The organism is Streptomyces curacoi, from assembly GCF_001513975.1.
GTDB classification, from domain to species: domain Bacteria; phylum Actinomycetota; class Actinomycetes; order Streptomycetales; family Streptomycetaceae; genus Streptomyces; species Streptomyces curacoi.
In genome coordinates, this window is the sequence record NZ_KQ947984.1 from 1225994 (window position 1) to 1252342 (window position 26349).

Annotated in this window: 21 protein-coding genes and 1 tRNA gene; 8 read left to right on the top strand and 14 right to left on the bottom strand. The window is 72.4% G+C overall.

Going from position 1 to position 26349, the window contains the following annotated elements; all coding sequences use genetic code 11:
* Positions 1–219: 219 nt before the first annotated feature.
* Positions 220–1827: a dynamin family protein gene (locus AQI70_RS05365; protein ID WP_062144766.1), complete on the bottom strand. Its 1608-nt coding sequence runs from the start codon at positions 1825–1827 to the stop codon at positions 220–222.
* A gap of 321 nt (positions 1828–2148) precedes the next feature.
* On the opposite strand from AQI70_RS05365, the gene AQI70_RS05370 reads away from it, so the two are divergent.
* The 3 genes from AQI70_RS05370 (at position 2149) to AQI70_RS05380 (ending at position 3135) form a co-directional block, all read left to right on the top strand.
* A tRNA-Arg gene (locus AQI70_RS05370) sits at positions 2149–2221 on the top strand.
* Positions 2222–2417: 196 nt separating this feature from the next.
* Positions 2418–2687: a type II toxin-antitoxin system Phd/YefM family antitoxin gene (locus AQI70_RS05375; RefSeq protein WP_062145112.1), complete on the top strand. Its 270-nt coding sequence runs from the start codon at positions 2418–2420 to the stop codon at positions 2685–2687.
* Positions 2677–3135, top strand: coding sequence for a type II toxin-antitoxin system VapC family toxin (locus tag AQI70_RS05380; protein WP_062144769.1), 459 nt, complete (start codon positions 2677–2679; stop codon positions 3133–3135). Before AQI70_RS05375 ends, AQI70_RS05380 begins: the two co-directional genes overlap by 11 nt.
* Before the next feature lie 336 nt (positions 3136–3471).
* Here the strand turns inward: AQI70_RS05380 and AQI70_RS05385 are convergent, their stop codons facing one another.
* The 3 genes from AQI70_RS05385 to AQI70_RS05395 all read right to left on the bottom strand — a co-directional run bounded on the left by AQI70_RS05385 (position 3472) and on the right by AQI70_RS05395 (position 6183).
* On the bottom strand, positions 3472–3717 hold the full coding sequence (locus AQI70_RS05385; protein ID WP_062144772.1) for a hypothetical protein: 246 nt from the start codon (positions 3715–3717) through the stop codon (positions 3472–3474).
* A gap of 381 nt (positions 3718–4098) precedes the next feature.
* Complete coding sequence (locus AQI70_RS05390) at positions 4099–4710, bottom strand: SNARE-associated domain-containing protein (RefSeq protein ID WP_062144775.1); 612 nt, start codon at positions 4708–4710, stop codon at positions 4099–4101.
* A 111-nt stretch (positions 4711–4821) separates the two neighbouring features.
* Positions 4822–6183, bottom strand: a complete 1362-nt coding sequence (locus AQI70_RS05395) for a class II 3-deoxy-7-phosphoheptulonate synthase (protein WP_062144778.1) — start codon at positions 6181–6183, stop codon at positions 4822–4824.
* A 229-nt stretch (positions 6184–6412) separates the two neighbouring features.
* Between AQI70_RS05395 and AQI70_RS05400 the strand changes: the two genes are divergently transcribed.
* Positions 6413–7972: an anthranilate synthase component I family protein gene (locus AQI70_RS05400; RefSeq protein WP_062144781.1), complete on the top strand. Its 1560-nt coding sequence runs from the start codon at positions 6413–6415 to the stop codon at positions 7970–7972.
* Positions 7969–8553, top strand: coding sequence for an anthranilate synthase component II (locus tag AQI70_RS05405; RefSeq protein ID WP_062144784.1), 585 nt, complete (start codon positions 7969–7971; stop codon positions 8551–8553). Before AQI70_RS05400 ends, AQI70_RS05405 begins: the two co-directional genes overlap by 4 nt.
* A gap of 556 nt (positions 8554–9109) precedes the next feature.
* Here the strand turns inward: AQI70_RS05405 and pdxR are convergent.
* Positions 9110–10483 (bottom strand): MocR-like pyridoxine biosynthesis transcription factor PdxR, encoded by a 1374-nt coding sequence (pdxR, locus tag AQI70_RS05410; protein WP_341845937.1) that lies wholly within the window; start codon positions 10481–10483, stop codon positions 9110–9112.
* Positions 10484–10708: 225 nt separating this feature from the next.
* On the opposite strand from pdxR, the gene trpD reads away from it, so the two are divergent.
* Positions 10709–11818 (top strand): anthranilate phosphoribosyltransferase, encoded by a 1110-nt coding sequence (gene trpD / locus AQI70_RS05415; protein WP_062144790.1) that lies wholly within the window; start codon positions 10709–10711, stop codon positions 11816–11818.
* Here trpD and trpC read toward each other — a convergent pair.
* The 5 genes from trpC to leuC form a co-directional block, all read right to left on the bottom strand.
* Positions 11808–12638 (bottom strand): indole-3-glycerol phosphate synthase TrpC, encoded by an 831-nt coding sequence (trpC, locus tag AQI70_RS05420; protein ID WP_062144793.1) that lies wholly within the window; start codon positions 12636–12638, stop codon positions 11808–11810. The genes trpD and trpC overlap by 11 nt on opposite strands.
* Positions 12639–12739: 101 nt before the next feature.
* Positions 12740–14029 carry a cation:proton antiporter gene (locus AQI70_RS05425; RefSeq protein ID WP_062144796.1) on the bottom strand — a complete coding sequence of 430 codons (1290 nt, stop codon included), beginning with the start codon at positions 14027–14029 and terminating at the stop codon, positions 12740–12742.
* Positions 14030–15069: 1040 nt separating this feature from the next.
* A complete protein-coding gene (locus tag AQI70_RS05430; RefSeq protein ID WP_159042612.1) occupies positions 15070–15690 on the bottom strand; it encodes an ArsR/SmtB family transcription factor in 621 nt (206 codons plus the stop codon).
* Positions 15691–16272: 582 nt separating this feature from the next.
* Positions 16273–16881, bottom strand: coding sequence for a 3-isopropylmalate dehydratase small subunit (gene leuD / locus AQI70_RS05435; RefSeq protein WP_062144810.1), 609 nt, complete (start codon positions 16879–16881; stop codon positions 16273–16275).
* A gap of 29 nt (positions 16882–16910) precedes the next feature.
* The gene (gene leuC / locus AQI70_RS05440) at positions 16911–18320 is read right to left on the bottom strand and encodes a 3-isopropylmalate dehydratase large subunit (RefSeq protein ID WP_062144813.1); all 1410 of its coding nucleotides are present in this window, start codon (positions 18318–18320) and stop codon (positions 16911–16913) included.
* A gap of 249 nt (positions 18321–18569) precedes the next feature.
* On the opposite strand from leuC, the gene AQI70_RS05445 reads away from it, so the two are divergent.
* Positions 18570–19736, top strand: a complete 1167-nt coding sequence (locus AQI70_RS05445) for an alpha/beta hydrolase (protein WP_062144816.1) — start codon at positions 18570–18572, stop codon at positions 19734–19736.
* Positions 19737–19797: 61 nt separating this feature from the next.
* A complete protein-coding gene (locus AQI70_RS05450; RefSeq protein WP_062144819.1) occupies positions 19798–21033 on the top strand; it encodes an acyltransferase family protein in 1236 nt (411 codons plus the stop codon).
* Positions 21034–21384: 351 nt separating this feature from the next.
* Here AQI70_RS05450 and AQI70_RS05455 read toward each other — a convergent pair whose 3' ends face one another.
* From AQI70_RS05455 to AQI70_RS05470, 4 genes are all read right to left on the bottom strand, one after another.
* Complete coding sequence (locus AQI70_RS05455; RefSeq protein ID WP_244181451.1) at positions 21385–23103, bottom strand: 2-isopropylmalate synthase; 1719 nt, start codon at positions 23101–23103, stop codon at positions 21385–21387.
* Between the two features lie 106 nt (positions 23104–23209).
* Positions 23210–24058, bottom strand: a complete 849-nt coding sequence (gene ddaH / locus AQI70_RS05460) for a dimethylargininase (protein WP_062144825.1) — start codon at positions 24056–24058, stop codon at positions 23210–23212.
* Between the two features lie 63 nt (positions 24059–24121).
* Positions 24122–24634, bottom strand: a complete 513-nt coding sequence (locus tag AQI70_RS05465; protein WP_079051146.1) for a flavin reductase family protein — start codon at positions 24632–24634, stop codon at positions 24122–24124.
* A 135-nt stretch (positions 24635–24769) separates the two neighbouring features.
* Positions 24770–26320 carry a tryptophan halogenase family protein gene (locus tag AQI70_RS05470; RefSeq protein ID WP_167358879.1) on the bottom strand — a complete coding sequence of 517 codons (1551 nt, stop codon included), beginning with the start codon at positions 26318–26320 and terminating at the stop codon, positions 24770–24772.
* Between the last annotated feature and the right edge of the window lie 29 nt (positions 26321–26349).

Consider the following 26349-nt stretch of genomic DNA (forward strand, 5'->3'; position numbering starts at 1 on the left):
CGCGGAGGGGCCGCTTCCCGAAGGGCCGTCCCCGGGGAGGACATCTGCGTCGGCGTGCTCTACAGGGAGGCCATTTCTGTCAGCGTCCTCCACCGGGAGGCCCCTTTCGGCAGCAACCTCTACAAGGGCGTTGTTTCGGCGTTCGTCGTCCCTGGCGGCGCCGACTCTGCGGTGATCGGCGTGCCCCGTGTGGTCCTGGTCAGTGACGGCTGTCACCGGTCACCTCTCCTTCTGCAGTACGGACAGCGCGGCGATGAGTTCGGCCTGGGGGTCCGGATGGACCTCCAGGGCATCGAGTGGCGCGAGCCGCCGCTCACGTTCGTTGTGCATGACCCGGTCCAGATGTTCGGCGAGCAGCCGCCCGGCCCGGTCGCGCAGCCGCAGCGCCCCGTGCGCCCCGATCCGCTCGGCGAGCCCCTCCCCCGCGGAGCGCGCCCGGCGTGCGCCCAGCAGCGCCGTGGCGACCAGGGCGGCGACGACCTCGGGGTCCGGGGCGATGCTGCGGTCGAGGTCGCTCACCTCGTCCTCGGCGTACTCCTCCAGCTCCCGTCGCCATCGCCGTACGGCCATGCCGATGCGGTGTTCGACGCTCGCCGGTCTCGCGTCACGGCCCGTCAGTTCGGGGGCGTCGGCGGCCGGCTCGCGGCGCCAGGCGTCGTCGATGCGCTCGTCGGCCGCGGTGACGGCGCACAGCAGGAGGGTGCTCAGGCTCTCGACCAGCGAGTCGAGGAGCTCACCGGGGGTGCAGTCGAGCGGAAAGGCACGCCAGCGCTTCAGCGCGTCACCGGCGAGGACGGCACCGGCCTGCAGCCGGCTGCGCACGCGCGCGTACTCGCTGTCGTACGCGCTGTCCACCGCGGCGGTGAGCCGCAGCGCGGCCGCGTACTGGGCGGCGGCGGCACTGGCGAGTTCGGGCAGACGGACCTTGAGGGAGTCGAGAATGCCCTGTGCCGTACGGGCCATGGCGTGCTCCCGGGCCGCCGGGTCCTGGGCCTGATGAATGAGCCAGGTGCGCAGCGGCGCCACGGCGGTGGCCGGCAGCAGCCCGCCGCCCCAGGCCGACTCGGGCAGCTCGGGCACGGTGAAGCGGGGTACGTCGCCGAGGCCGGCTTTGGTGAGGAGCGCCCCGTACTGCCGCGACACCTCCGAGACGACCTGATGCGGGACCCGGTCGAGCACGGTCACGAGGGTGACGTCGTACTCCTTGGCGGTGCGCAGCAGATGCCAGGGGACGGCGTCGGCGTACCGGGCGGCGGTAGTGACCATGATCCAGATGTCGGCCGCGCAGATCAGCTCGGCGGCGAGGGCGCGGTTGTCGGCGACCAGGGAGTCGATGTCGGGCGCGTCGAGGAGGGCGATGCCGGGCGGCAGCGTCTCCGCGGACTCGATCCGCAGCACGCGCGCGACCTTCTCACCCGGCAGCATCAGCTCCTCCGCCGGATCGTGTTCGGGCACCCACACGCGTGTCAGGTCGGGCAGTACGCGCATCCCGCTGAACCAGTGATGGTCCTCCGGATGGCAGACCAGCACCGGGGTACGCGTCGTCGGCCGCAGTACGCCCGCCTCGGTCACGCGCCGGCCCACGAGGGAGTTGACGAGCGTCGACTTGCCGGCCCCGGTGGATCCCCCCACCACGGCCAGCAAGGGTGCTTCGGGCGCTCTCAGCCGGGGCACCAAATAGTCGTCGAGCTGCGCGAGCAGTTCGTCGCGGTTGGCACGCGCGCGTGGCGCCCCCGCCAGGGGCAGCGGGAAGCGTGCGGCGGCGACACGGTCGCGCAGGGCGGAGAGTGCGTCGAGCAGCTGAGGCCGTACGTCCAAGGTCACCACATGCGAAGAATGCCCAATTTTAGGGGATTTCTGAAGCATATGAGCATGTCTGCGCGCCGACGGAACACAAGGGACGGAAGGGACTACTGGGACACAGGCACAGTCCAGGCATAACGAGTGCACAACACCCGGTGTGCAAGAGGCCAAAAGCGGTGCACGATTCGTACCTGCCTGCGATTATCAGGACCGCTTCACCGAACCTCCACATTGAGCCATGGAGGCGAAGCAACAGGGACATGGATGCGGGAGCCCTATCCTTGTCCCCGGCAACGTCACGGATCAGCCCACACCCGGGCACCAGGCACGAGGCCACCACAACCGGCCCCCGTAGCTCAGTGGATAGAGCAGGCGCCTTCTAAGCGCTTGGCCGCAGGTTCGAGTCCTGCCGGGGGCGCATACAGCCTCTCACCTGCGGAAACGCGTGAGGGGCTCTTTCGTGTCCGGATGCACATCGCTCAATGAGCAGGCGCCTTCGCCTGTCCACGACCACGGGGGCACCTTGCGCCGTGGCGACAAGGACTCTCGTCAGCGAATCCACACCGGAATCACGATGTAGCACCTAGTAGCACACCTTCGCTATCGTGGACAGCATGACAGCGCAGCCGGAGATCACTCAGCGCGATCTGCGCACCCGTTCCAAAGAGATCATGGACGCCGTCCAGGGAGGACAGGCGTTCACCGTCACCCGCGACGGTCACCGCGTCGGCGAGCTGATCCCGCTCCGCCGCCGTCGCCGCTTCGTTCCGCGTGCCGAGTTCGCGGCCATGTCACGCACCGCCCCTGACATCTCGCTGGACGCCTTCCGCGACGACCAGGACGCCGTCGTCGAGCAGGAGTTGGACGACCCGTATGCCCGTTGAGTACGAGCAAGGCCTGCTCGACACCAACATCATGATCTTGCGCAAGTGGATCGACGCCGACGAACTGCCTGCCGAGATGGCCATCAGTACCATCACCCTCGCGGAACTCTCCGCGGGCCCCCACCAGGTACGCGGCGGCGGCGAGCAGAGCGACTACGACGAACACGCCGAGCGGGCCCGCCGCATGGACGTCCTGCAGCGCGCCGAGAACGAATTCGACCCCATCCCCTTCGACGTGGAGGCGGCCCGTATCTACGGCAGAATCTGCGCCGCCGTCGTCTCCGCAGGCCGCAAGCCCCGTCGCCGTGTGGCCGACCTGATGATCGCCGCCATCGCGGCCGCCGAGGAACTACCCCTCTTCACCACCAACCCCGACGACTTCAAGGGCCTCGACGACTTGATCACCATCGTGCCCGTAACGCGGCCCGAGATCCTGCACGACCGGTAGCACCGCGTCTGAGCGACCGCCACGGCACGACCGTATCGATCCGCCCGACGTCGGCGAGCGGCGCGCCCCCGCGTCGGGGGTGCCGCGGGGCCCTGCATACGACTCCGGCGCCGTGGTAAGCCGGGGCAGTTCCCAGCCAATGAGCGCAGGAAGTGACAGCAAGCGCCTTGACTGCTTTCGTTCGCGAGCAACCTGCGTTTACGCAGGTGAGCACATCGCTTAGGCTCTGACACCTTCTAAGCGCTGGCCGCAGGTTCGAGTCCTGCCGGGGGCGCCCATGCTCCGCCCTCCTTCGGGAGGGCGTTTTTGCTGGTCGGTCGCTTCGGGGCGAAGACGTCAGTCGTCCGTGTCCTCCGGACCGACGTCGCGGAAGACGCATCTGTAGTCACCGCTGCGCACCAGTTCGTCGACGACCTCCACCATCGCGGGAATGCCCCGGTCGCGGACGATCAGCCCGTCCCAGACGAAGAAGTACCTGCCGCCGAGGGACTCACCGGTCTGTCGCCGGTCGTCCATGGTCTGCCGGACGACCTCCAGGGTGTGGATCGTGCCCGACCAGCGTTCCCCGGTGTCGAAGGTCACCCACGAAGCAGATCTCGTAGCCGTCGCGCCGAACGCGGCAGAACGGCTCGTCCCACACCAGGTCGGCTTCCAACGACTCGGCCTCCCGAAAGCGGATGTCAGCCCTGCCCGGCCCGGCTCGACGGGCTGGTTCCGCCCCAACGGGCCGGTGGCGCGGGTCCACAGCCGCCGGCCGGCGCAGGTCGGGAGATCGTAAGGCAGGGTTGAGTGCCACCGCATCGCGGTTTTCCGCCCGGCTGTCAGGAGAGCCGCAGTCGTAAGGAGAAGCGCAGGGAAACCCCGCCGCAAAGGGCCGGGCTCGCACTCGTGATGCGCCGCCCGACCCCGACGACGGTTTCCTCGTGGGCGTTCCGCAGCCGCGTTCCGGCGCTCTCGGTGTCGTCATTGAATTCGGCCGGGGCAGGCCGGACAAGAATTTCCGGATTGGACCGGGTCCGAGACGCACAAGTGGACTGACCGGCGGCGCAGAAGGCGGGCCACCAGGGACGCACCGAGTCCCACGCACGCCGTGACAGCGATCGCGACGGCGGGCAGCGGGCCGTACGAAAGGGCCGTCATGCCACCGTAGCCGAGGGCCACGTACAGCGTGGTCCAGGAGGCCTCGGCCAGGACCATGGCGCAGGTGAAACCGCCGATGCGCATACCGCCCATGGCCGCGCCCACCGTGCCGGTGAACCGGCCCGCCGGCAGATAGCGCAGCACCAGCAGGAACAGCCCGCGCCTGCGCAGCCGTGCCGCGACCGAGCGGACCGCCGCCGAGCGCCGGCCCAGCGGGGGCCGGCGGGCCGCCGCGTAGAGCAGCAGATCGCCACCGAGGCCGCCGGTGAAGACCGCGGCCCACACCAGGGGCAGCAGCAGTTCCCCCTGCGCGGCGAGCGCTCCGCCGGCGACCACCAGGGCCGCGTTGGGCACGAGCGGGGTGGCCAGCGCGCCGACCAGCACCAGGTAGTACCAGGCGCCATGGGCGGCGGCCGACCCGGACAACAGGTCCATCCCTGTCCCCCCTAGTCCCCCTGTTTCGTCCGGCACCCCCGCCGGTCGCATGGTGCCCACGCTAGGGACGGGCCGGGGCCGGCGACAGCACCCCTGCTGTAGGACCGGGGTTCAGCCAGCTGAACCCCGGCTCGTGCGGAGGAGTTCGGCGGTGCGGAAGGCGAGGTCGAGCGACTGCCCGTGGTTGAGCCGGGGGTCGCACGCCGTCTCGTAGCGCAGCGGAAGGTCGTGCAGGCCCAGCTCGCTGCCGCCGCCGACGCACTCGGTGACGTCGGAGCCGGTGAGTTCCACGTGGATGCCGCCCGGGTGGGTGCCGAGCGCGCGGTGGACCTCGAAGAAGCCGCACACCTCGTCGAGGATGTCGTCGAAGCGGCGCGTCTTGCGGCCGTCCGGTGCCGTGAACGTGTTGCCGTGCATCGGGTCGCACACCCACGCCGCGCGGACACCGTCGGCTGTGGCCTTCTCCACCAGGGCGGGCAGCCGGTCGCGCACCCGGTCGGCGCCCATCCGCACCACGAAGGAGAGCCGGCCCGGTTCGCCCCGCGGGTCGAGCCGGCGTGCGTAGGCGAGGATCTCGTCGGGCTCCGTGTCAGGGCCGATCTTGACCGCGACGGGATTGTGGATGCCGGCGAAGAACTCCACATGGGCGCCGTCCAGGGCGCGGGTGCGCTCGCCGATCCACAGCAGGTGTCCGCTGGTGGCGTACCTGCGGCCGGTGCGCGGGTCGGTGCGCACCAGTGCCGACTCGTAGTCGAGCAGCAGACCTTCGTGACCGGCGAAGAACTCCGTCGCGCGCAGCCCGGCCGGGTCGGCTCCGCAGGCGCGCATGAACAGCAGGGAGCGTTCGATCTCGTCGGCGAGGGCCTCGTAGCGCCGGCCGGCGGGCGAGGATCCCACGAAGCCGCGGTTCCAGGCGTGCACCTGGTGGAGGTCGGCGTAGCCGCCCTGGGTGAGCGCCCGGACGAGGTTGAGGGTGTTGGCCGAGGCGTCGTACGTCCGCAGCAGCCGGCCGGGGTCGGGGCGGCGGCCGGCCGGGGTGAACGCCACGTCGTTGACGGCATCGCCCCGATAGACGGGCAGGGTGAGGCCGTCGCGGGTCTCGGTGGGGCTGGAGCGCGGCTTGGCGAACTGCCCGGCCATCCTGCCGATCTTGACGACCGGCACGGCGGCGGCGTACGTCAGCACCACCGCCATCTGCAGCAGGGTGCGCAGCTTCGCCTCGATCGCGGCGGCGGAGACGCCGTCGAACGTCTCGGCGCAGTCACCGCCGTGCAGCAGGAACGCCTCGCCGCGGGCCACGGCGCCCAGGCGCTCACGCAGCCGGTCGCACTCCTCGGCGAACACCAGGGGAGGCGCGGCGGCCAGGCGCGCGGTCACCTCGCGCAGCCGGTTCTCGTCGGGCCACTCGGGTTGTTGCGCGGCCGGAAGGGATCGCCATCGGTCGACGGCACCTTCCACGGCAGCGTTGGTCATCTCAACTCCCGCCATCGCAGGGACACCTGACACACAGGCACATGGGCAACTCACAACGGCGCACTGGGCGCCCGGGACATGCAATCCGTCCGCCGCGTGCCGGGGCAACGGAGGCGGGCAGTGGTCCGCAGTCCCGCCGTGCGAGTGGCCTGCGAGGCCGGGGCGGCCGGCCGTGGCTGCCTAGCATCCCGGCATCCGAGAGCACGCCCCGAGGAACGAGAGGAATGAGATGCCAGACGTCCCGTCCCGGGCGGCGGATGCGCGGCTTCGTGTCCGCCTCAGCTCCGCCCCACTGCCCCCGCACGACCCGCTGGCGCTCTACGGTGCGCTCGTCGCCGCGTCCGGGCGGCGCGAGGTCTTTCTGCTGGAGAGCCTGGCCGGAGCGGAGACCGACCGCCGCTCGGCGGTGGTCGGTCACGGCCGGCTCGCCGAGATCCGCGTCTTCGCGGCGCACGTCCAGGTGGCGGGGGCCGATGCGCTGCGCTCCGCCCTCGGGCGTGCGGCGCTCGCGGCGGGGCTGCGCCGCGCGCCGGGCGACGGTGACGGCGGGGGCGGCCGTAACAGCGGTGGCCACGGTGACGAGGGCGGCCTCGACCGTTACCTGTTCGACCAGCCGGCGCCGATGTGGGACTTCCTGGCCCGGGCACAGGCACTGTTCGCCGTGGAGACGGACGTACCGTCCACGGAGTTCGCGTTCGGGTTTCTCACCACGGTGGGCTACGCGGCCGCCTGGCACATGGAGCCGCTGCCCGCGCGCGAGGACCCCGAGCGCGGTGGGCCGGACCTCACGCTGACCCTGTTCGGCGAGACCGTCTGGTACGACCACCGGTCCGGTCAGGTACGGCGTCTCGTCGCCACCGGCCCGGACCTCCCGCCGCCGGCCGGGCCCGACGTGCCCGCCCTGGCCGCGCGGGCGGCCGGCCTGCCGCCGCAGACCTGCCCGCCGGCCCCCGCGCCCGTGAGTGTGCGCGACTCCGTGGACCGCGAGACGTTCCTTCGGTGGGCGGCGAGGTGCCTGGAACACATCCGGGTCGGCGACATCTACCAGATCCAGATCGGCCACCGGATCGACGTGACGACCGGGCTGCGGCCCGAGGAGGTCTACGCCCGGCTGCGCTTCCGCAACCCCTCGCCGTACATGTACCTGTGCCCGCGCGGGGACAGCACCCTGATCGGGGCCAGCCCCGAGCTGCACATCCGGATCGAGGGCGACCGGATCGTGATGCGGCCCATCGCCGGGACGGCGCGGCGCTGCGACGACCCGCAGGAGAACGAACGGCGGGTGAAGGAGCTGCTGGCCAGCTCCAAGGAGCAGGCCGAGCACGTGATGCTGGTGGACCTGTGCCGCAACGACATCGGCCGGGTGTGCCGGCCGGGCACGTTGTCGGAGGACGCGTTGATGACGGTGGAGGAGTTCTCCCACGTCTTCCATCTGGTGTCCACCGTCAGCGGCCGGCTGGAGCCGGGGGTCACGGTGTGGCAGGCCCTGGCCGCCACCTTCCCGGCGGGCACGATGACGGGCGCGCCGAAGCTGCGGGCCATGGAGATCATCGACGGACTGGAGCGGGAGCCGCGGGGCATCTACGCGGGCGCGGTGGGGCTGGTCGATGTGCGCGGCTGGTGTGAGCTCGCGCTGTGCATCCGCACGGTCGTGCACACCGACGGCACGTACGCGACGCAGAGTTCGGCGGGTGTCGTGGCGCAGTCGGTGCCCGACGCCGAGTGGCAGGAGACGCTGGCCAAGATGGGCGCCGCCTACTGGGCGCTGACGGGGGAGGAGTTGCGGTGAGGGTCCTGCTGGTGGACGCGTACGACAGTTTCGTCCACATCATCGACCAGTATCTGCGCACGCTGGGAGCGCGGACGGAGGTCGTGCGGTCCCGGACGCGTACGCCCGAGCAGCTGGCGGAGCGGGCACCCGACGCCGTGGTGCTCGGCCCCGGGCCGGGGCATCCCGCGGCCAGCGGCCATGTGGAACTGGTCCGGCACTTCGCGGGCCGGGTGCCGTTGCTCGGGGTGTGTCTGGGGCACCAGGCCATCGCGCTGGCCTTCGGCGGCCGGGTCGAGGTCGCCGACCATCTCATGCACGGGCGCACCAGCACGGTGCTGCACGACGGGTCGGGCGTGTTCGAGGGCCTGCCGGAGCGGACCGTCGTCACGCGTTACCACTCACTGATCGTCGAACGGCCGCTGCCTCCCGGCCTGCGGGAGACGGCGTCGTCGGTCGACGACGGCTATGTGATGGGCCTCGCCCACCGCGACCTGCCGGTCGAGGGCGTGCAGTTCCACCCGGAGAGCATCACGACGGAGACGGGACTGAGATTCTTCGAGAACTTCCTCGCCCGGGCGGCAGGGGTTGCCACCGGCTGACCGGAGGGGCGTCGGCGCCAGGCCCTGTCCGGCCGGGCTCCGGGCAGGATGACCGGCTCCGGCGACTGGGCCGGTCCGCGTCCGCGGCGGCGGTCACGTCGTACGCAGCCCTCGCCCGCCGGGCCGGTCACGTCGTACGGAGCTCTCGTCCGCCGGGCCGGTCACGTCGTACGGAGCTCTCGTCCACGGGGCGGCGTACAGGCGGGTGATGTCCAGGGACGTGCCACGCTCAGGCGCGTCCCGTCGGTCGCCATCGGGTCCCGGCCTCGGTTCGACAAACCCCGCCCCGGGGGTCCGCCAAGGCGGGCGTGGCCACGAGCAGCCACTCCGATCACGCCCTACGCAGCCCTCGCCCGCCAGGCCCGACACGCCGTACGCCCCACCGCCCACCGCCCACCGCCCACCGCCCACCGGGCAGCGCACTGCCGGTTGATGCCGGGGGACGAGCCACGCTCGGGCTCGTCTCGTCCCGTCGTCGTCCGGTCCCCCGGCCTCGGTTCGACAACCCCGCCCCGGGGCCCGCCAGGGCGGGCGTGGCCACGAGCAGTCGCTCCCGTCACGCCGTACGCAGTCGGTGCCCACCCGTCAAGTCCGCGCAGGCCTCGCCGAGTTCGCGTACTGCCTCCGCGAGTGCGCTGCGGGCCGGGGACGCGTAGCCGACGACCAGGCTGGGGCGGGCCAGCCAGGGGCGGTGGTGGTAGGTGCGGCCGCCGCGTACCAGGACCGAGCGGCGCAGGGCCTGGGCGACGAGCGACGGCTCGTCGACGCGGTGCGGAAGCTGGAGGCCGGCGTGCAGGCCGGCCATCGAGCCGGTGATGCGCGCCCCGGGCAGATGCCGGCGCACCGCCTGCTGGAAGATCTCCGCCCGGGCCCGTAACCGGGCGCGCCTGCGGCGCAGATGGCGGTCGAACAGGCCGGTGGCGAGGAACTCGGCGAAGGCGAGCTGGGTGAACGCCTCGCAGCCCAGGTCGCGGCGGGCCCGTGCCTCTTCCAGCGGTCCGCGCAGCCTGGGCGGGACGGCCAGCCAGCCCAGTCGCATGCCGGGCGCGAGGGACTTGCTGGCGGTGCCGGCGTACAGGACGCGGGAGGGGTCCAGTCGCTGCAGGGCCGTGGGCCGCCGGCCGTGCGCCAGCCACAGGTCGCCGTCGTAGTCGTCCTCGACGATCCAGCCATCCACCTCCTGCGCCCAGCGCACGAGCGCGGCCCGGCGTTCGGCGGAGAGGACCACGCCCGTGGGGAACTGGTGGGTCGGGGTGACGAGCACGGCCCGGGCGCCGCTGCGGGCGAGCGCCGCCACGTCGATGCCGTCCTCGTCGACGGGCACCGGCCGACAGCGCAGTCCGGACTCGCCGATGAACTGCCGCTGTTGCGGGTGGCAGGGGTCCTCGACGGCCAGCGTGCCGATCCCCAGCCGGGGCAGCACCTCGCACACCATGCCGAGCGCCTGCGCGAACCCGGCGACGACCATGATGTGCTCGCGGGTCGTGTGTACCCCGCGCGCCCGTCCCAGGTAACCGGCCAGCTCGGCCCGCAGCGCGGTGAGCCCGGACAGCGGCGGGTAGCCCAGCTCCCGCGGTTCCATGCGCCGTACGGCCCGCTGGTACGCGGCGAGCCACTCCCGCTCCGGGAAGGCGGCCGGGTCGGCGTTGTGGGCCCGCAGATCCCAGCGGGCCACGGGGGCGGGACGGGAGTCGGCCAGCAGGGTCGGCGTCTGGGGCGCCGTCGTGAGATGGGCCGCCACCCGGGTGCCCGAGCCCTGGGCGGCCTCCAGGTAGCCCTCCGCGACGAGTTGACCGTACGCCTCGACCACGACGCTGCGGGAGACGCCGAGGTCCTCGGCGAGCTGCCGGCTCGACGGCAGCCGGGTGCCCGGGTGCAGGGCGCCCTCGGATATCTCCCTCTTGATGTTTTCCTGAATCTGAACGGTCAAGGGGAGTACGTGCTCCCGGCTCACGTCGATGAGCGTATTCCACGGCATTCTTCGGGCTCACTTCCAGAATGGGCGGGCGTATGCCCGGAAACTGGTCCGGCGACAGCGCTGCCAACTGGTCTTCAGGCAAGGGTTTTTCGGTACGAGACTGAGTCGCGGTCACATTCGAGAAACAGACACCGGAAACATTCGGAAACACGCAGGAGAACACGGAGGAGACGTCCCGTGACGGAGCATTCGGATCCGGTCGACTGGCCCGCCCTTCTGACGTCCCTGCTCGACGGCCGAGCGCTCGCCGCCGAGAGCACGGCCTGGGCGATGGACCAGGTCATGCGCGGCCAGGCCGCGCCCGCCCAACTCGCCGGCCTGCTGGTGGCGCTGCGGGCGAAGGGCGAGACCCCCGAGGAGGTGCTGGGCCTGGTGCGGTCCATGCACGCCCACGCCGTGCGCGTGGACATACCGGGACCGGCCCTGGACATCGTGGGCACCGGCGGCGACGGGTCCGACAGCGTCAACATCTCGACCATGGCGGCGATCGTGGCGGCGGGCGCGGGCGCGCGGGTCGTCAAGCACGGCAACCGCTCCGCCTCCTCCGCCTGCGGTTCCGCGGACGTGCTGGAGGAGCTGGGGGTGCCGCTGCACCTCGCGCCCGAGGCGGTGGCCCAGCTCGCCACCGAGGTCGGCATCACCTTCTGCTTCGCGCCCGTGTTCCATCCGGCGGTCCGTCACGCGGCACCGGTCCGGCGGGAGCTGGGCGTACGGACGATCTTCAACTGCCTGGGACCGCTGACCAATCCGGCGGCGCCCACGGCCCTGGCGGTCGGGGTCGCGGACCCCGCGCTGGCACCGGTCGTCGCGCGCACCCTCGCCCTGCGCGGGGTGTCGGCGCTGGTGTTCCGGGGCGACGACGGCATGGACGAACTGACGGTCACCACTACCTCCCGGGTGTGGTCGGTGCACGAGGGCGGGGTGCGCGAAGAGTCCTTCGACCCGAGGGACGTCGGCATTCCCTTCGCGCCGGCGCGGGCGCTGCGCGGCGGCGGTCCGCGGCACAACGCCGACGTCGTACGGGCGGTGCTGGCCGGGGAGCGGGGCGCGGTGCGCGACGCGGTGCTGCTGTCGGCCGCGGCCGGACTCGCCGCGCTGGAGGCGTCCACGGCTTCCACGGCTTCCACGGCGTCGACGGCGTCGGGGCAGCCGGTCACCGGGACCGTCACCGAGCGCATCGCGGCGGGGCTGGCCCGGGCGGCGCGGGCCGTGGACTCGGGGGCCGCCGCCGACGTCCTGCACCGCTGGGTCGCCGTCGCCGGGAAGCTGTCGGGGACTACGGGCTGACCGGTGCGGCGGTGCTGCCGCCGCCGACCGGTACCGCGCGGCCCGCGTCGACCAGGGCGGCTACGGCGGCGGCCGGCCGGTCGTCCGTGACGAGGCTCTCCCCCACCAGGACGGCGTCGGCACCGAGTCCGGCCAGGCGGGCGACGTCGTCCGGACCGCGCACCCCCGACTCCGCGACCGTGACCACGTCGTCCGGGACCCTCGGGGCCAGCCGCGCGAACAGTGAGCGGTCGACCTCAAGGGTGCGCAGGTCGCGGGCGTTGATGCCGACGACACGGGCACCGGCGGACAGCGCCCGCTCCAGCTCCCACTGGGTGTGCACCTCCACCAGCGGGGTCATGCCCAGGGAGACGGCCCGCTCGACCAGGTCGGTGAGTTCGGGCTGGCGCAGCGCCGCCACGATGAGCAGGACCAGGTCGGCGCCGCAGGCCCGGGCCTCCCACAGCTGGTACGGGGTGACGAGGAAGTCCTTGCACAGCACCGGCGTGCCGACCGCGGCCCGCACCGCCCGCAGGTCCGCCTGCGAGCCGCCGAAGCGGCGGCCTTCGGTCAGCACACTCACGGCCGCCGCGCCGCCGGCCGCGTACTGGGCCGCGAGCGCGGCCGGATCCGGTATCGCGGCGAGGGATCCCTTGGAGGGGCTGCTGCGTTTGACCTCCGCGATGACCTGGACGCCCGTCGGGCGCCGCAGCGCCTCGACCGCGTCCAGCGGGGGCGCCGCGCGGCGCGCGAGGTCGACGAGGTGTTCGAGGCCCCTCTCCCCCTGTCTGCGGGCGGCGTCCTCGCGGGCGCCGGCCACGATGTCCTGGAGTACGTTCATGTCGGTTCTCCTCTCGGTGCGCGGATGCCGGCCGCCGTCGCGGCGGGTCCGTCGGGGGGTGTCGCGCGCGCTTCCCGCACGGCGGGGCAGCGCGCGGCGGTTCACAGGGCTTTGAGCTGGCGCGGCCGGCGATCGAGGTCGTCCGGCCGGACGGGGAGCGCCTCGGCGGTGTCGGTCTCGTCGGGGACGAGCCGGTCGATGAGCCACAGCAGCGGGCCGCTGAGCGCGGTGGTGACGAGGGCCATGACGAAGAGGGCGAGGAAGAGCGGCGGCGTGAGGATGCCGGCCTGGTATCCCGTCTGCAGGACCGCGATCTCGGTGAGCCCGCGCGCGTTGAGCAGGGCCGCCAGCCGCATGCTGGTCACGGGCGACCGGCCCGCGGCCCGGGCCCCGAGGTAGCTGCCGACCAGCTTGCCGCCGATCGCCAGCACCAGGGCCAGGGTGACGGCCTGCCAGGAGAAGTCGCCGAGCGGCGCCGCGCCCAGGGACATGCCGGTGACCGCGAAGAGCAACGGCAGTACGGCGCGGCCCCAGCCGCCGACGGTGTGCGCGGCCCTGGTCCAGGCGCCGCGGCCGTCGTCGGACGGCAGGGCGAGGGCGATCAGGACGGCGCCGAGCACGTCGGTCAGGCCGAGCCGTGCGGTGACGAGTGCCGCCGTGATCGCCGCTACGGCGGTCAGCGCGACCGGGACCGCGCCGGGCACCCTGGCCGCCCAGGAGCGGGCGGCGGCCGTAGCGCCGGCGCGGCGTACGGCCCAGGCGATCAGCACACCGGCGGCGAAGGCGGCGTACGGGGTGGTCTGGCCGCCGCCGGAGGCGAGGCCCACGGCGGCGGCGAGCAGCAGCCAGGTGACGGCGTCGATGGCGACGGCGACGGCCATGGCGAGCCGCCCGATGGGGGTGTGCAGCATTCGGCGGTCCGCCAGGATGCCGGCCAGGACCGGGACGGCGGTCACCGCCAGGGACACGGCGAGCATCAGCACCAGGGCGCTGGTGGGGGCGTCACCGCGCAGCTGCGGACCGCCGTACCGGAGCATCCAGGTGGCCAGCAGGGCGCCGCAGGCCAGCGGGAGCAGTGCGGAGCCGGCCGCGGTGAACGCGACGGTACGGCCGCGCAGTTGTCCGGCGCCGGAGCGGATCTCGTGGACGGCGCCCACGAGGAACAGGGCGAGTCCGAGATGGCCCGCCTTCTCCAGCAGGGCCCAGCCGGCGAAGTCGTGCGGCCGCCAGTCGAGCCGCGCGGCCAGGACCCAGCCGAGCAGCAGACAGGCCATGATCTCGCCGACGATCTCGGGCTGCCGCAGCAGCCGCGCCAGCCGGCGGCCGAGCAGGGCCACGGGGACGAGCAGCACGACCGTCGCCAGGGCGGGAATGTATGAGAGGCCGTCCACGGGCCTTCCTCTCTCGGGATGCCGCCCTGCCGTGCGCACGCCCCGTACGCTCCGCACTTTCGTGCGTGGTCGATACGGAGCGTGCGGCTGCGGCGTGCGCACGGCAGGGCGGTGGCGACCGGGGCCGCGGGGGTTCGGCCCCGGTCGCACGGCGGGGGAACGTCGTGTCCGCGCGAGGCGGTGCGGCACTGGGGAGCACCGGCGCGTGCGGTGGCATCCGTGACCGCCGGTGGCGGCACACGCGCTCGGTCGTGTCCCGCCGGGGATGTGACCGAGCACCCGGTCCGGGCCGGAGCGGCCGGTCAGGCCGGTGCGCCCGGCCGACCCGGACTTGCAGCATCCTGCTCGGCTGGGGCTTCCCGGACCAGGCCTTTTAGCCTCAGCGGAAACACGCACACCAGGCGGGGCGGACACCCGGGCGGCCCGGTTCCCGAGGCAGCGGGGGTGGGGGCGTTCGACGCCGGGCAGGCGCGGGCGGCTGCGACGGTGCGCGGGGAATGGGCGGCAGGGACACCAAGAGCCGCCCGGCGCCGGACAGATACGGACGACAGCCACGGGGCGCACGCTGCGCGGGGATCGAGCCGATCACCCCCAACCGCCCCACGCCCGACCGACACGGGCAGCCGCCACAGCGCGCACGAATCGGCCGACCCACCCCACCAAGAGCCACCCGCGCCGGACAGACACGGACGGCAGCCACGGGGCGCACGCTGCGCGGGGATCGAGCCGATCACCCCCAACAGCCGCCCCACGCCCGACCGACACGGACAGCCGCCACAACGCGCACGGATCGGCCAGCCACCGCCAAGAGCCGACCAACCTCGGACAGACACACGGACGGCGGCCACGGTGCGCAGGGATCGAGCCAGCAACGCGCCAACAGCCGCCCCCCGCCGCGCAGATGGACGCAGCCACCCCAACGCACACGGATCGCCAACGCCCGCGGGCAAGCCGAAGCGCGCCCTGTGTCGTGCCGGAGCAGGGCGCGCTGGGGAGTGCCCAGTGGTGTGGGCGGGGGTGGGAGGGTGGGGCGGCGGGGGTCAGCCGGCGCGGTCGGTGAGCAGCAGCGTGGAGACGGGCTGGTGGTCGGGTTCCTGGCCGACCAGGCGCTCGTGGATCAGGGCGTCACCCAGCGGGGTGAGCGCGTGCTGCACGCTGTTGGCGGTCCGGACCGTGGTGATGAGGCCCGCGGTGCGCAGCACGGACGTGTGCTGGCTGACGGTCGCGGACGAGACGCCGGCGCGTTCACCGATCTCGGTGGTGCTGCCGCTGCGGGTGAGCGCGAGGAGGACCGCCGCCCGGGTGCGGCCCATCAGGGCGCTGAGCGCTCCGCCGACGCCCTCGGAGGCCTGCCACAGGGAACCCGCCCACTTCGGGTCGATCGGGACGGGGTAGGAGAGGATCAACTGGCCGCTCTCGGCTCCGAGACCGGTCAGGATGGGCGGTCGTCCGGCGAGGAAGACGGACGGCGCCAGGACGAGCGTGGTGCCCGAACCCACGTCGTTGCCGCGGCCCGGAACCTCCAGCAGGGGCGGCTTCCAGCGGACGGACGGGTGGAGGGTGGCCAGCATGCGTCCGATGCCGTGACCCAGCATGATCTGGCCACGTGCGGTCCGGTCGGCGCTGAGCCGGCGGCTGATTCCTTCCCAGTACGGGAGCACCGCGACACGGCAGAACCGTTCGAAATCTCGGGCAATCCGGGAGCGGTTCCGCAATACGTCGGTGTCGGCTCCGGATTCCGGGTCCTCGTCCTGCATGACAAGCTGTCCGATATCGGTCAGCGGGCGAACGCTTCGCGCCAACCGGATGAGTTCCTTGACATCTTCCGAACCACCCAGCCGACGGCGCCATAACTTGAATGCCGAGCCACCCGCGCCTAAACTCAACATTTCCAGCGCGAAAAGCGCTTCCCGTTTGATACTCCCTTCCGGGAGCACGCTGACTCTCGACAGACCATCTGCTGTGAGACGTACACGACGCACAACCTACTCCTCCCCCGTGAAAGACCTTCGACAATCTGCAGTCGCCACAGACCCTTCGTGCCGACTCGAATTAACCCCGAGAGCCCTTCGGGACGCTACCATGGCCCTCCTGTGAAATACACAGGAGACTGTTCAATTCATTACTGTCCTTAATCCTGCACCTGCTTCCGGCCGAGCGCAGTACCGACCACGACACTGTCGAGGTACAGCTGGCTGTACCTCGACGGGTACAGCACAGCCGTCGTATCGATCTGCGAATGATCATTCCCCGGCCCGCGGGTGCCCGCCGAGTACCGGCAGCCAGTCGGCCCGTGCCCGCTCATAGGCCGTAATCCGGTCGGCGTGCCGCAGGGTCGCCGCAATCGGGTCCTCCCCGGCCAGCAGCCGCCGCCGTGCTCGCGGTTCGATCGCAAAGGGCCAGTCCCGGCCGGCCGCCGTGATCCGGCACTGCCGCAGGTCCACGGTGACCGCCAGATCGGGATCCTTTTCAGCCAGCTCCATGAGGGATTGCACCTCCGGTGCGGGAAGATCAACGAGAAGCAGGCCGTTATTGGTGGCATTACGCCGGAAGATATCGCCGAAACCAGACGCGACGACGACCGCGAAACCGCCGTCGCGCAGCGCCCAGACGGCATGTTCCCGCGAGCTGCCGATACCGAAATCACGGCCGGCCAGCAATATGCTGGCCCCGCGGTGCTCCGGCCGGTCGAGCACGAAGCCGGGTTCCTTGCGCCAGCGGGCGAAGAGCGCGTCGTCGTATCCGGTCTTCGTCACCCGCTTGCAGAACTCGCCCGGCACGATCTGGTCGGTGTCGACGTTGTCCCGGCGCAGCGCCACGGCGCGGCCCACGTGCAGGATGAACGGCTCCACAAATCCTCCTGAGCGGATGTCGGCCGGCGTCAGCCGAGGTCGGACGGTGCGGCGAGGCGGCCGGCCACGGCGGACGCCGCGGCGACCTCGGGCGAGACCAGGTGGGTGCGCGCCCGCGCCCCCTGCCGGCCCTCGTAGTTGCGGTTGGACGTGGAGGCGCAGCGCTCCCCGCCTCGGAGCCGGTCGGCGTTCATGCCCAGGCACATCGAGCAGCCGGGCAGCCGCCACTCGGCCCCCGCCCGCAGGAACACCTCGTGCAGCCCCTCGTCCTCGGCCTGGCGGCGCACCTGAGCCGAGCCGGGCACCACCAGCAGCCTGGTGGTGGAGGCGACCGAGCGGCCTCGCAGCACTCCGGCGGCGGCGCGCAGGTCCTCGATGCGGCCGTTGGTGCACGAGCCCAGGAAGACCACGTCGAGGGGGACGTCCCGCAGCCGGGTGCCGGGGCTGAGTTCCATGTACTCCAGCGCCCGCCGGGCCGCCTGCCGCGCCGCCGGGTCGGCGATCTCCTCGGGATCGGGGACCGTTCCGCCGAGCGGCACCACCTGGCTCGGGTTCGTACCCCAGGTCACCAGGGGGGTCAGGTCCGACACGTCGACGGTCACCGCCCGGTCGAAGACGGCGCCTTCGTCGGTGCGCAGACCGCGCCAGTGCGCCACGGCACGCTCCCACCGTTCTCCGGACGGTGCGTGGGGCCGGCCGGCGAGGTAGGCGAAGGTGGTGTCGTCCGGGGCGATCATCCCGGCCCGGGCACCCGCCTCGATGGTCATGTTGCACAGCGTCATACGCGCCTCCATGGACAGGGCGCGCACCACTTCCCCGCGGTACTCCACGAGATGACCCTCGCCGCCGTTGGTCCCGATCTCACCGATCAGCGCGAGCGCCAGGTCCTTGGCCCCGACGCCGGCGGGCAGCCGGCCGGTGAACTCCACGGCCATCGTCCGCGGCCGGTCGATGGCGAGGCACTGGGTGGCCAGGACGTGCTCGACGTCGCTGGTGCCCACGCCGAAGGCGAGCGCCCCGAGCGCACCGTGCGTCGAGGTGTGGCTGTCCCCGCAGACGACGGTCATCCCGGGCTGGACCAGGCCCAGTTGGGGGCCGACGACGTGCACGATGCCCTGGCGGTCATGGCCCACCCGGTACAGCTCGACGCCGTAGCGCTCGCAGTTGGCGCGTAGGGTCTCCAACTGCTTCCGGCTGACCGGGTCGTCGAGCCGGTGGGTGTCGGTGGGTACGTTGTGGTCTTCCAGGGCCAGGGTGAGATCGGCCCGGCGCACTGTCCGCCCGGCGAGCCGCAGGCCGTCGAACGCCTGCGGTGACGTCGCCTCGTGCGTCAGGTGCAAATCCACGTACAGCAGGTCGGGTTCGTCGTCCGCCTGGTGCACGACATGGCTTTCCCATAGTTTTTCGGCCAACGTTCTCGGCTTCGTCGCCGCAATCATTCCGCCTCCGTACCGGACTTGGGAATTCTCCTCACCCTCACATCGGCGCGAATGGACGGCGAGGACATTTAGCCGAGCTCGAAAATCGCTGATCAAATGGCGTTCCACGGGCGGCCGGTACAGCTTGCCGTAGCCTCGGCGTTCATTCTGTGTCACCCCCACCGGGGTTCTGCCCTCACTGTGTTTCCCGGCGCTCGACGGCACGATGACCAGCATGAGGGAGAAAGTCCGTGGGACGGGGGGCCGAAAATGACGCGTGTGGCGCGCTGGAAGCGCACCGGGGTCTCTCTCGTGCTCAGCGCCGTGGCGGTCCTGGGCGCGGGAAGCTGGACCGCCGGAGTCACGCAGGCCGCGGTCACCGGCCCGGCGCCGGGGGCGGCGGCATGGCGCGCCGACCGCGTGCTGGGCATGTCGTTGCCCGACCCGGCCACGGCCGCCCCGTCCCGCGTCGCCGGGTTCTTCGCCGGCCTCGACACGCGGGAGCGGGACCTGCTGGCGCGCCGCCATCCGCTCACGGTGGGCAACCTGGACGGGGCGCCGGTCGAACTGCGCTACCGGGCCAACGAGCGCGCACTGCGCGCCGAGTACGCCGCGCAGGTCGAGCGCTCCACCGACGCGTCGCTGCTCACGCGGGAACGCGAGCTCGCCGCGGAACGGGCCGACCGGGTCCGCAGGCTGCTGGCCGACGGGCGCCGCATCCTCGCCTTCGATCCGCGGGGCCGGGGCCAGGTCGCCGAGGTCTTCGGGGACCTGGCCCGGGCCCGGCACGTCGCCGTCGTCGTCCCCGGCTCGGACGCCGACCTGATGTTCTACGACGGTGAGGACGCCGACGCCGCCGACCCGTACGTCGGCTGGTCCGGGCGGGCGCGGTCGCTGTACGAGCGGATGACGGCCGACGCGCCCGGCACTCCCGTGGCGGTGGTCGTGTGGGTGGGCTACACCACGCCCGTCGGCCTCGGAGTGGACGCGGCGACCGACCGTCTCGCCGAGGCGGGTGCGCCGCGGCTGGACCGCTTCCTGACCGGCCTGGCCGCCGTCGGCACCCCCGTCCCGGCCGTGCTGTGCCACAGCTACGGCTCCGTGGTGTGCGGTCTCGCCGCGCCCCGGGCCGACCGGCACACCGTCTCGGACCTCGTCCTGTTCGGCTCGCCCGGAGTGCGCGCCGACTCGGCGGCGGACCTGGGCACGGATGCCACGGTGTGGGCCGCCCGGGCACCCTCCGACTGGGTGCGCACCGTGGCCGGCCTGCACCTCCTGGACCTCGGACACGGCACCGACCCGGTCGGTCCGGGCTTCGGCGCCCGCCGTTTCTGCGCCGCGAACGTACGTGACCACGGCGGTTACTTCGCCCCGAACAGCGACGCGCTGCGCGCGTTCTCCGCCATCGCCCTCGGCCGTCCCGTCGCCCCGTGCTGACCCCGCGGCCCGGACCGGCGCACCGGGCGCGGGGCCGCCGCCTCACCCAAGGACGTCATCCATGACCAGTGCTCTGTTCACCGCGCCGCGCGGCGTGCTGCGCCGCACGGTGCGCTCCGTGGAGGAACGCACCCCCGCCCGCCGCGACCGCGCCCTCGACGGATTACGCGCGTTGGCACTGCTCGCGGTGCCGCTCGGCCACTGGCTGCTCGGCGGGTTCACCCTGGACGCGGACGGTTCGCTGCACAATGCCAGCCCGCTCGCGGCGTTCGGCGGCCTCGCGCCCGTGAGCTGGGTCCTGCAGATGCTCGGCATCTTCTTCCTGGTCGGCGGTCATGCCACCGTGCTGTCGCTGCACCGGGCCCGGGAGCGCGGCCTGAGCGACCGGGCCTGGCTGGGCCGCCGGATGGCCCGGCTGGGCCGGCCGGTGGTGGCGGTCACCGCGGTCTGGGCCGTGCTGCTGCTGGCGCTGCGCGCGGCCGGGTTCCCCCCGGACACGCTGCGCAGCGCCGTGACACTGGTGGTCCAGCCGCTGTGGTTCGTCGGGGTGTACGTCGTGCTCACGGCCCTGACCCCGCTGTGTCTGCGCGTGGTGCGGCGGTGCGGGCTGTGGTCGGCGGCCGTGCTGTTCGCGGCGGTGGCGGTCGTGGACCTCCTGCGCTACGGCCCCTGGTCCGCGGCGCTGCCGGGCTGGCTCGGTCTGCTCACCGTGCTGCCGGGCTGGCTGTTCCCCTATCAGCTGGGCGTCGCCTGGGCCGAGGGGAAGCTGGACCGGCGCCGGGCGGTCGTGCTGCTGGTGGGCGGGTGCGCGGTGTTCGCCGCGCTGCTGACGGTGTTCGGCTACCCGGCCAGCATGGTCGGGGTGCCCGGCCAGGAGCGCACCAACTCCCATCCGCCCTCGCTGCTGGTGCCGGCGCTGGCCGCCGCCCAGTGCGGCGCGGCGGTCCTGGTCCGCGCGCGGCTGGCGCGGGCGCTGGCCCGGCCCGGGCTGTGGACGGTGACGGCGGTGGTGAACCTCTGTGCCATGACGGTGCTGTGCTGGCACCAGTCGGCGATGCTCGCGGTCGCCCTGCCGGCCTCACGGGCCGGTGCCGTCCCGGGGCTGATCAGCCCGCCGGACACGGTGGGGTGGATCGCGGCCCGGCTGCTGTGGCTGCCGGTGTTCGCGGTGGTGCTGTTCCTGATCACGGTCGTGACCCGTCGCTTCGAGCGGCCGTGGACGGGCATGGCACGCGCCTCGCGCACCGTCATGGGCGTGCTGTCCGCCGGGTTCGCGGCGTACGCGCTGTACGGGTGAAGGGCTCCGGGACGCGTGACGACGGCATTGCGGCGAGGCGGCGAGCAAGCGCGGCGGCGCGGGCAGGAACAGGAGCGCCGTACCGGTGAGGGCCGGCAGACCGGCGCGAGCACCACATCGCGGCCAGGGGGCAGGACAACTCGGCGGCGCAGGCGTCGACCGACACGCCGCACCGGCGACTGCCGACGGACCGGCACGACAGCCGCATCGCGGCCGGGCGGCACAGCAGCGCGACGGCACGCGCACGAACCGGCACCCCGTGCCGGAAAGACTCCGCCGCGGGGTTCCGGCCGACTGCGACTCGGCCGGAACTCCGCGGCGGGACCAGGCGAAGGATGCTCCTGCCCGGGATCAGTTCCCGGCCGGAACGGCGGCCGGCCGGGGCACCCGGCCGACAGGTGCCGCACGACGGCCGGAGCGGGCGGCCCGCTGGACGGCGGCCCACAGGGCCCGGCGGGCCGCGTCGGCAGGGCTCTCGTCGAGGCCGACACCCCAGACGGCCCGGTCGCCGGCGGTGAGCTCGCAGTAGGCGGCGAACTGCTCGCCGCCGCGGCCCGCGGGGGCCACCACGAAGTCCCGTACGGCGCCCTCCACCTGGGCACCGGCGAGGGCGGCGCGGGCCCAGTCGGCCCAGTCGCCGGGCGCGTCGTCCACCCGGCGGGCGGCGAGGACCGCGGTCCCGCCCCGGTCCGCCACCAGGCCGGGCAGGACGTACGTCTCCTCGAAGGTCAGCCACAGTTCATGGGCCGACACCTCGCCGCCGGCCTGCTCGCACACGCGCTGCATCACGGCGGCGAAGTCGATCTGCAGGCGCCGCGGCAGGTCCAGGCCGCGCTCGCGGCGCAGCAGATGCGCGATGCCGCCCTTGCCGGACTGGGTGTTGATGCGGATGAGGGCCTGGTAGTCGCGCCCGATGTCCCGCGGGTCGACCGGCAGATACGGCACCTCCCAGACCGCGGTGTGGTCGTCACCGGCCTCCTGTCGGGCCCGCAGCCCCTTGCTGATGGCGTCCTGGTGGGTCCCGGCGAAGGACGTGTACACGAAGTCGCCGGCCCAGGGGTGGCGCGGGGGAACCGGCATCTGGGTGCAGTCCTCGGCGATGCGGCGCACCCGGTCGACCTCCCGGAGGTCGAGCATCGGGTCGATGCCCTGGGTGAGGAGGTTCATGGCGAGCGTGATCAGGCAGACGTTGCCGGTGCGTTCGCCGTTGCCGAAGAGGGTGCCCTCCACCCGGTCGGCGCCGGCAAGGACCGCCAGCTCCGCCGCCGCGACCCCGCTGCCGCGGTCGTTGTGCGGGTGGACGGAGAGCAGGACGCGCTCGCGGTGGGCGAGGTTGCGGTGCATGTACTCGATGCGGTCGGCGAACTCCTGGGGCGGGAAGACCTCGACCGTGGCGGGCAGGTTGATCCGCAGGGTGGACCGGGCCCGGGGCGCCCAGAAGTCCAGGACGGCGTTGCACAGGTCCAGGGCGTAGTCGGGTTCGGTCTGGGTGTAGGACTCGGGGGCGTACTGGAGGTACAACTCGGTGCCGGGCAGGGAGTCCTGCAGCCGCAGGGCCTGCTCGGCACCGTCGAGGGCGAGGGCGCGCACCTCCTCGCGGTCGGCCCGCAGCACCAGTCGGCGCTGCACCTCGGAGGTGGGGTTGAACACCTGCAGGACCGCCCGGCGCGCGCCGCGCAGACAGTGCACGGTGCGTTCGATGAAGTCCTGGCGGATGGGTGCCATCACCTGGATGACGACGTCGTCGGCAATGGCGTCGCACTCGATGAGATGGCGGACGAAGTCGTGGTCGTCGCGCGACGCCGTGGGATAGCCCACCTCGATCTCCTTGAACCCCATCGACACGAGGAGGTCGAACATCCTGCGTTTGCGGTCGACGTCCATGGGGTCGATGAGCGCCTGGTTGCCGTCGCGCAGGTCCACGCTGCACCACAGCGGCGCCTTCTGCGCCACCCGGTCCGGCCAGGTCCGGTCGGCGAGCTGGATGGGCTGGTAGGGCAGGTACTTGGCGACCGGCATCAGGCTGGAGCGCTGCGCTCCCCGGTCTCTTCCTGGTTCGCTGGTGTCCATGTGCGCTGTGCCACCTTTCCGTTGATCTCTCATGGGGAACAGAAAGCGCCGTGCGGTAGGAGAGGGGAGCCGCACGGCGCTTCCGGATCAGGGGCCGGTTCGGCCGTCAGTCGCGCAGTTCGAGGGTGCAGCACTTCACGCTGCCGCCGCCCTTGAGCAGTTCGGACAGGTCGACGCCTATGGGCTCGAACCCTCGCTCGCGCAGCTGGTGCATCAGCCCGGTGGCGGACTCGGGCAGCACGACGTGGCGTCCGTCGCTCACCGCGTTCAGTCCGAAGACCGCGGCGTCGGCCGCGGAGGCGAGCACGGCGTCGGGGAACATCCGCCGCAGCACCTCCCGGCTGCCCGGCGAGAACGCGGCCGGGTTGTACATGACCTCGTCGCCGTCGAGCACCGCCAGCGCGGTGTCGAGGTGGTAGTAGGCGGGGTCGACGAGTTGCAGGCCGACGACCGGGCGGCCGAAGAACTCCTGGGCCTCGGTGTGGGCGTCGCGGGAACTGCGGAAGCCGTGCCCGGCGAGGACCCAGCTGTCGGTGACGAGGAAGTCGCCCTCGCCCTCGTTCACGTACCGCGGGTCGTGGCAGTCGAGGTAGCCGTTCGCCCGGAACCAGGCGAGGTAGGCGGGGCCTTCGGGCACGCGTTCGGTGTTGCGGAAGCGGGCGCCCAGCACCTTGCCGTCGACGACGGTGGCGCCGTTGGCCGCGTAGACCATGTCGGGCAGCCCCGGCAGCGGGTCGATCAGCTCCACCGTGTGCCCGAGGTCGCGGTAGAGGGAGCGCAGCCGCTCCCACTGGGCCACCGCGAGGGCGGTGTCGACCGGTTTGGCGGGGTCCATCCAGGGGTTGATGGCGTAGGTGACCTCGAAGGTGCTGGGCCGGCACATCAGATACCGGCGGGGCCGCGCCGTTCTGTGGGCGGGCCGGCTGCTGCCGGAGGGCGCGGTGGCTGCGGTCATGTCGCTCCAGACGGGTGGGAGGGGTGGACAAGGGCGCCCGCGCGGCGGTGCGGGGCGTGGCGCTCAGTCGACGGGCCAGGAACCGTAGGTACGCAGCCCGTACAGCAGAGGGCGCGGTTCGGCCAGTTCGGTGATGCGGAAGACCTCGCCGAAGACCATGCGCTGCCCTCCGATCCGTACGGAGTGCACGACGTGGCAGTCGGCGACGGCGTGCGCGGCCCGGGTCAGATGAGGGCCGCCGGCGCCTTCGGGCAGGGACCAGTCGACGGCGTCGAAGCGGTCGGGGTCGCCGGAGGCGAACAGCTCGGCGCTGCCGCGGCCCTCGGCGTTGAGCAGGTTGACGGTGAACCGGCCGCGCTGCAGGGCGGCGGCCAGGGTCGGGCTCTCGGCGCGCATTCCGACGGCGAGGGTGGGGGGCTCCACGGTGACGCTGCACAGCGCGGAACACGTCATGCCCCAGGGCTGGTCATGCTCGTCCAGCGCGGTGATCACGGTCACGCCGGTCGGGAAACCGGCCATGAGGGAGCGGAAGGCCATCGGCGTGCCGGGCCGGGCGCTGGAGGACAGGGAGGTCATGGGCGTGCCCCGTTCGGCTGGTGGGTGGGTGGTCCGACCGGGTCGTGCGGGCGAGGACGCGGCGGTGGCGGCGGAGCGGTGTGCACGCGTACGCGTCCGCCGCCGGTGCCCGTCCGCGTCCTCGGCGCAGGCCGGTCAGTGCATCTGGGCGAGATACTCGTACTGGCTGGGCAGGCGCTGTACGAGTTCGCGTGCCTGGTCCTTGATGAGCTGGAACTCCTTGGTCACGCGCGTGTCGTCCATCAGTGCCAGGGCTCCGGCGGGCTTCAGGTCGAGGCCGCCCAGGCCGAGCAGCATGGACAGGTAGGAGTACGACTCGAACCCGTGGTAGTGCGGGAAGACGGTCTCCTGCGTGGGGAGCTTGGCCTGCCAGGCCTCCAGGCGGGCGGCCAGGCCGTCGGGGATCGCGCGGGTCTTCGCGTCGCGCCAGTAGGCGTTGTCGCTGCGCGCGGCGCACCGGTAGTGCAGGACGAGGAACTCCCGTACGCCGTCCATGACGTTGGCCACCGCCTGGTTGTAGGCGTCGCGCAGCCGGGGGTCCCAGGTGGCGTCGGGGAAGTGCTTGACGAGTTCCTCGATGCCGTGCTGGATGAAGAAGATGCCGGTGGATTCCAGGGGCTCGACGAAGCCGCTGGACAGGCCGATGGCGACGCAGTTGTTCACCCAGGAGTTGCGGCTGCGGCCGACCCGCATGCGGATGTGGTTGGCCTCCAGCTCGTCGGCCTCGGGGCCGACGAACTCACGCAGCGTGCGCTCGGCCTCGTCGGGCGTGATGTAGTCGCCGGCGTACACATAGCCGGTGCCGATGCGCCCGAAGAGCGGAATCGTCCAGATCCAGCCGGCCTCCTGGGCGGTGGCGGTCGTGCACGGCCGCAGGCCCTTGACCTCCATGTCGACCGGCACGCGCAGGGCGACGGCGCTGTCGTTGGGCAGGGTGTCCTGGTAGGAGATGAACGGCTCCTCCAGCGCCTGGTTGAGCAGCATGCCGCGGAAGCCGGTGCAGTCGATGAACAGGTCGCCGGCGATGTCGCCGTGCTCACGCGTGCGCAGGTGGCTGATCCAGCCGCGCTCGTCGCGCACGACCTCCAGCACGTCGTCCTCGATGTGCCGGGCGCCGCGCTCGGTGGCGTACTCGGTGAGGAAGTCGGCGAGCAGCGAGGCGTCGAACTGGTAGGCGTAGGGGAACTGCGTGTTCTGCTCGGCGAGCGTGGTGCGCTCCAGCTCGCTCACCTCCCGCTGCTCGACGAAGTCCTGCTCGAACAGCCTGCCGTCCAGGTAACGCGGGGAGCGTTCGGCGTCGCAGATGGCGGACATCAGGAAGACGTCCTGGTCGAAGCGGTCGCTGGGCTTCTTCTGCAGCCACCAGTCGGTGAGCGGGAACCCGTCGACGACCCGGAGCCGCTCGAAGGGGTGGTAGAAGTAATGGCCCTTGTGCCGCCAGTTCTCGAACCGGATGCCGAGTTTGTAGGTGGCGTTGCACTTGGGCATCCACTCCGTCTCGGGCAGCCCGAGGTAGTCGAAGAAGTGGCGCACGGTGCTGAACGTCGCCTCGCCGACCCCGATGGTCTTGATGCGCCGGGACTCGACGAGTGTGACGTCGATGCTGTCGCCGAGAGCGGCCCGCAGATACGCGGCCGTCATCCAACCGGATGTTCCGCCGCCGACGATCACTACCTTTGAGAGCACAGGAATTCCTCCGCTACGAGCCGTTCGTG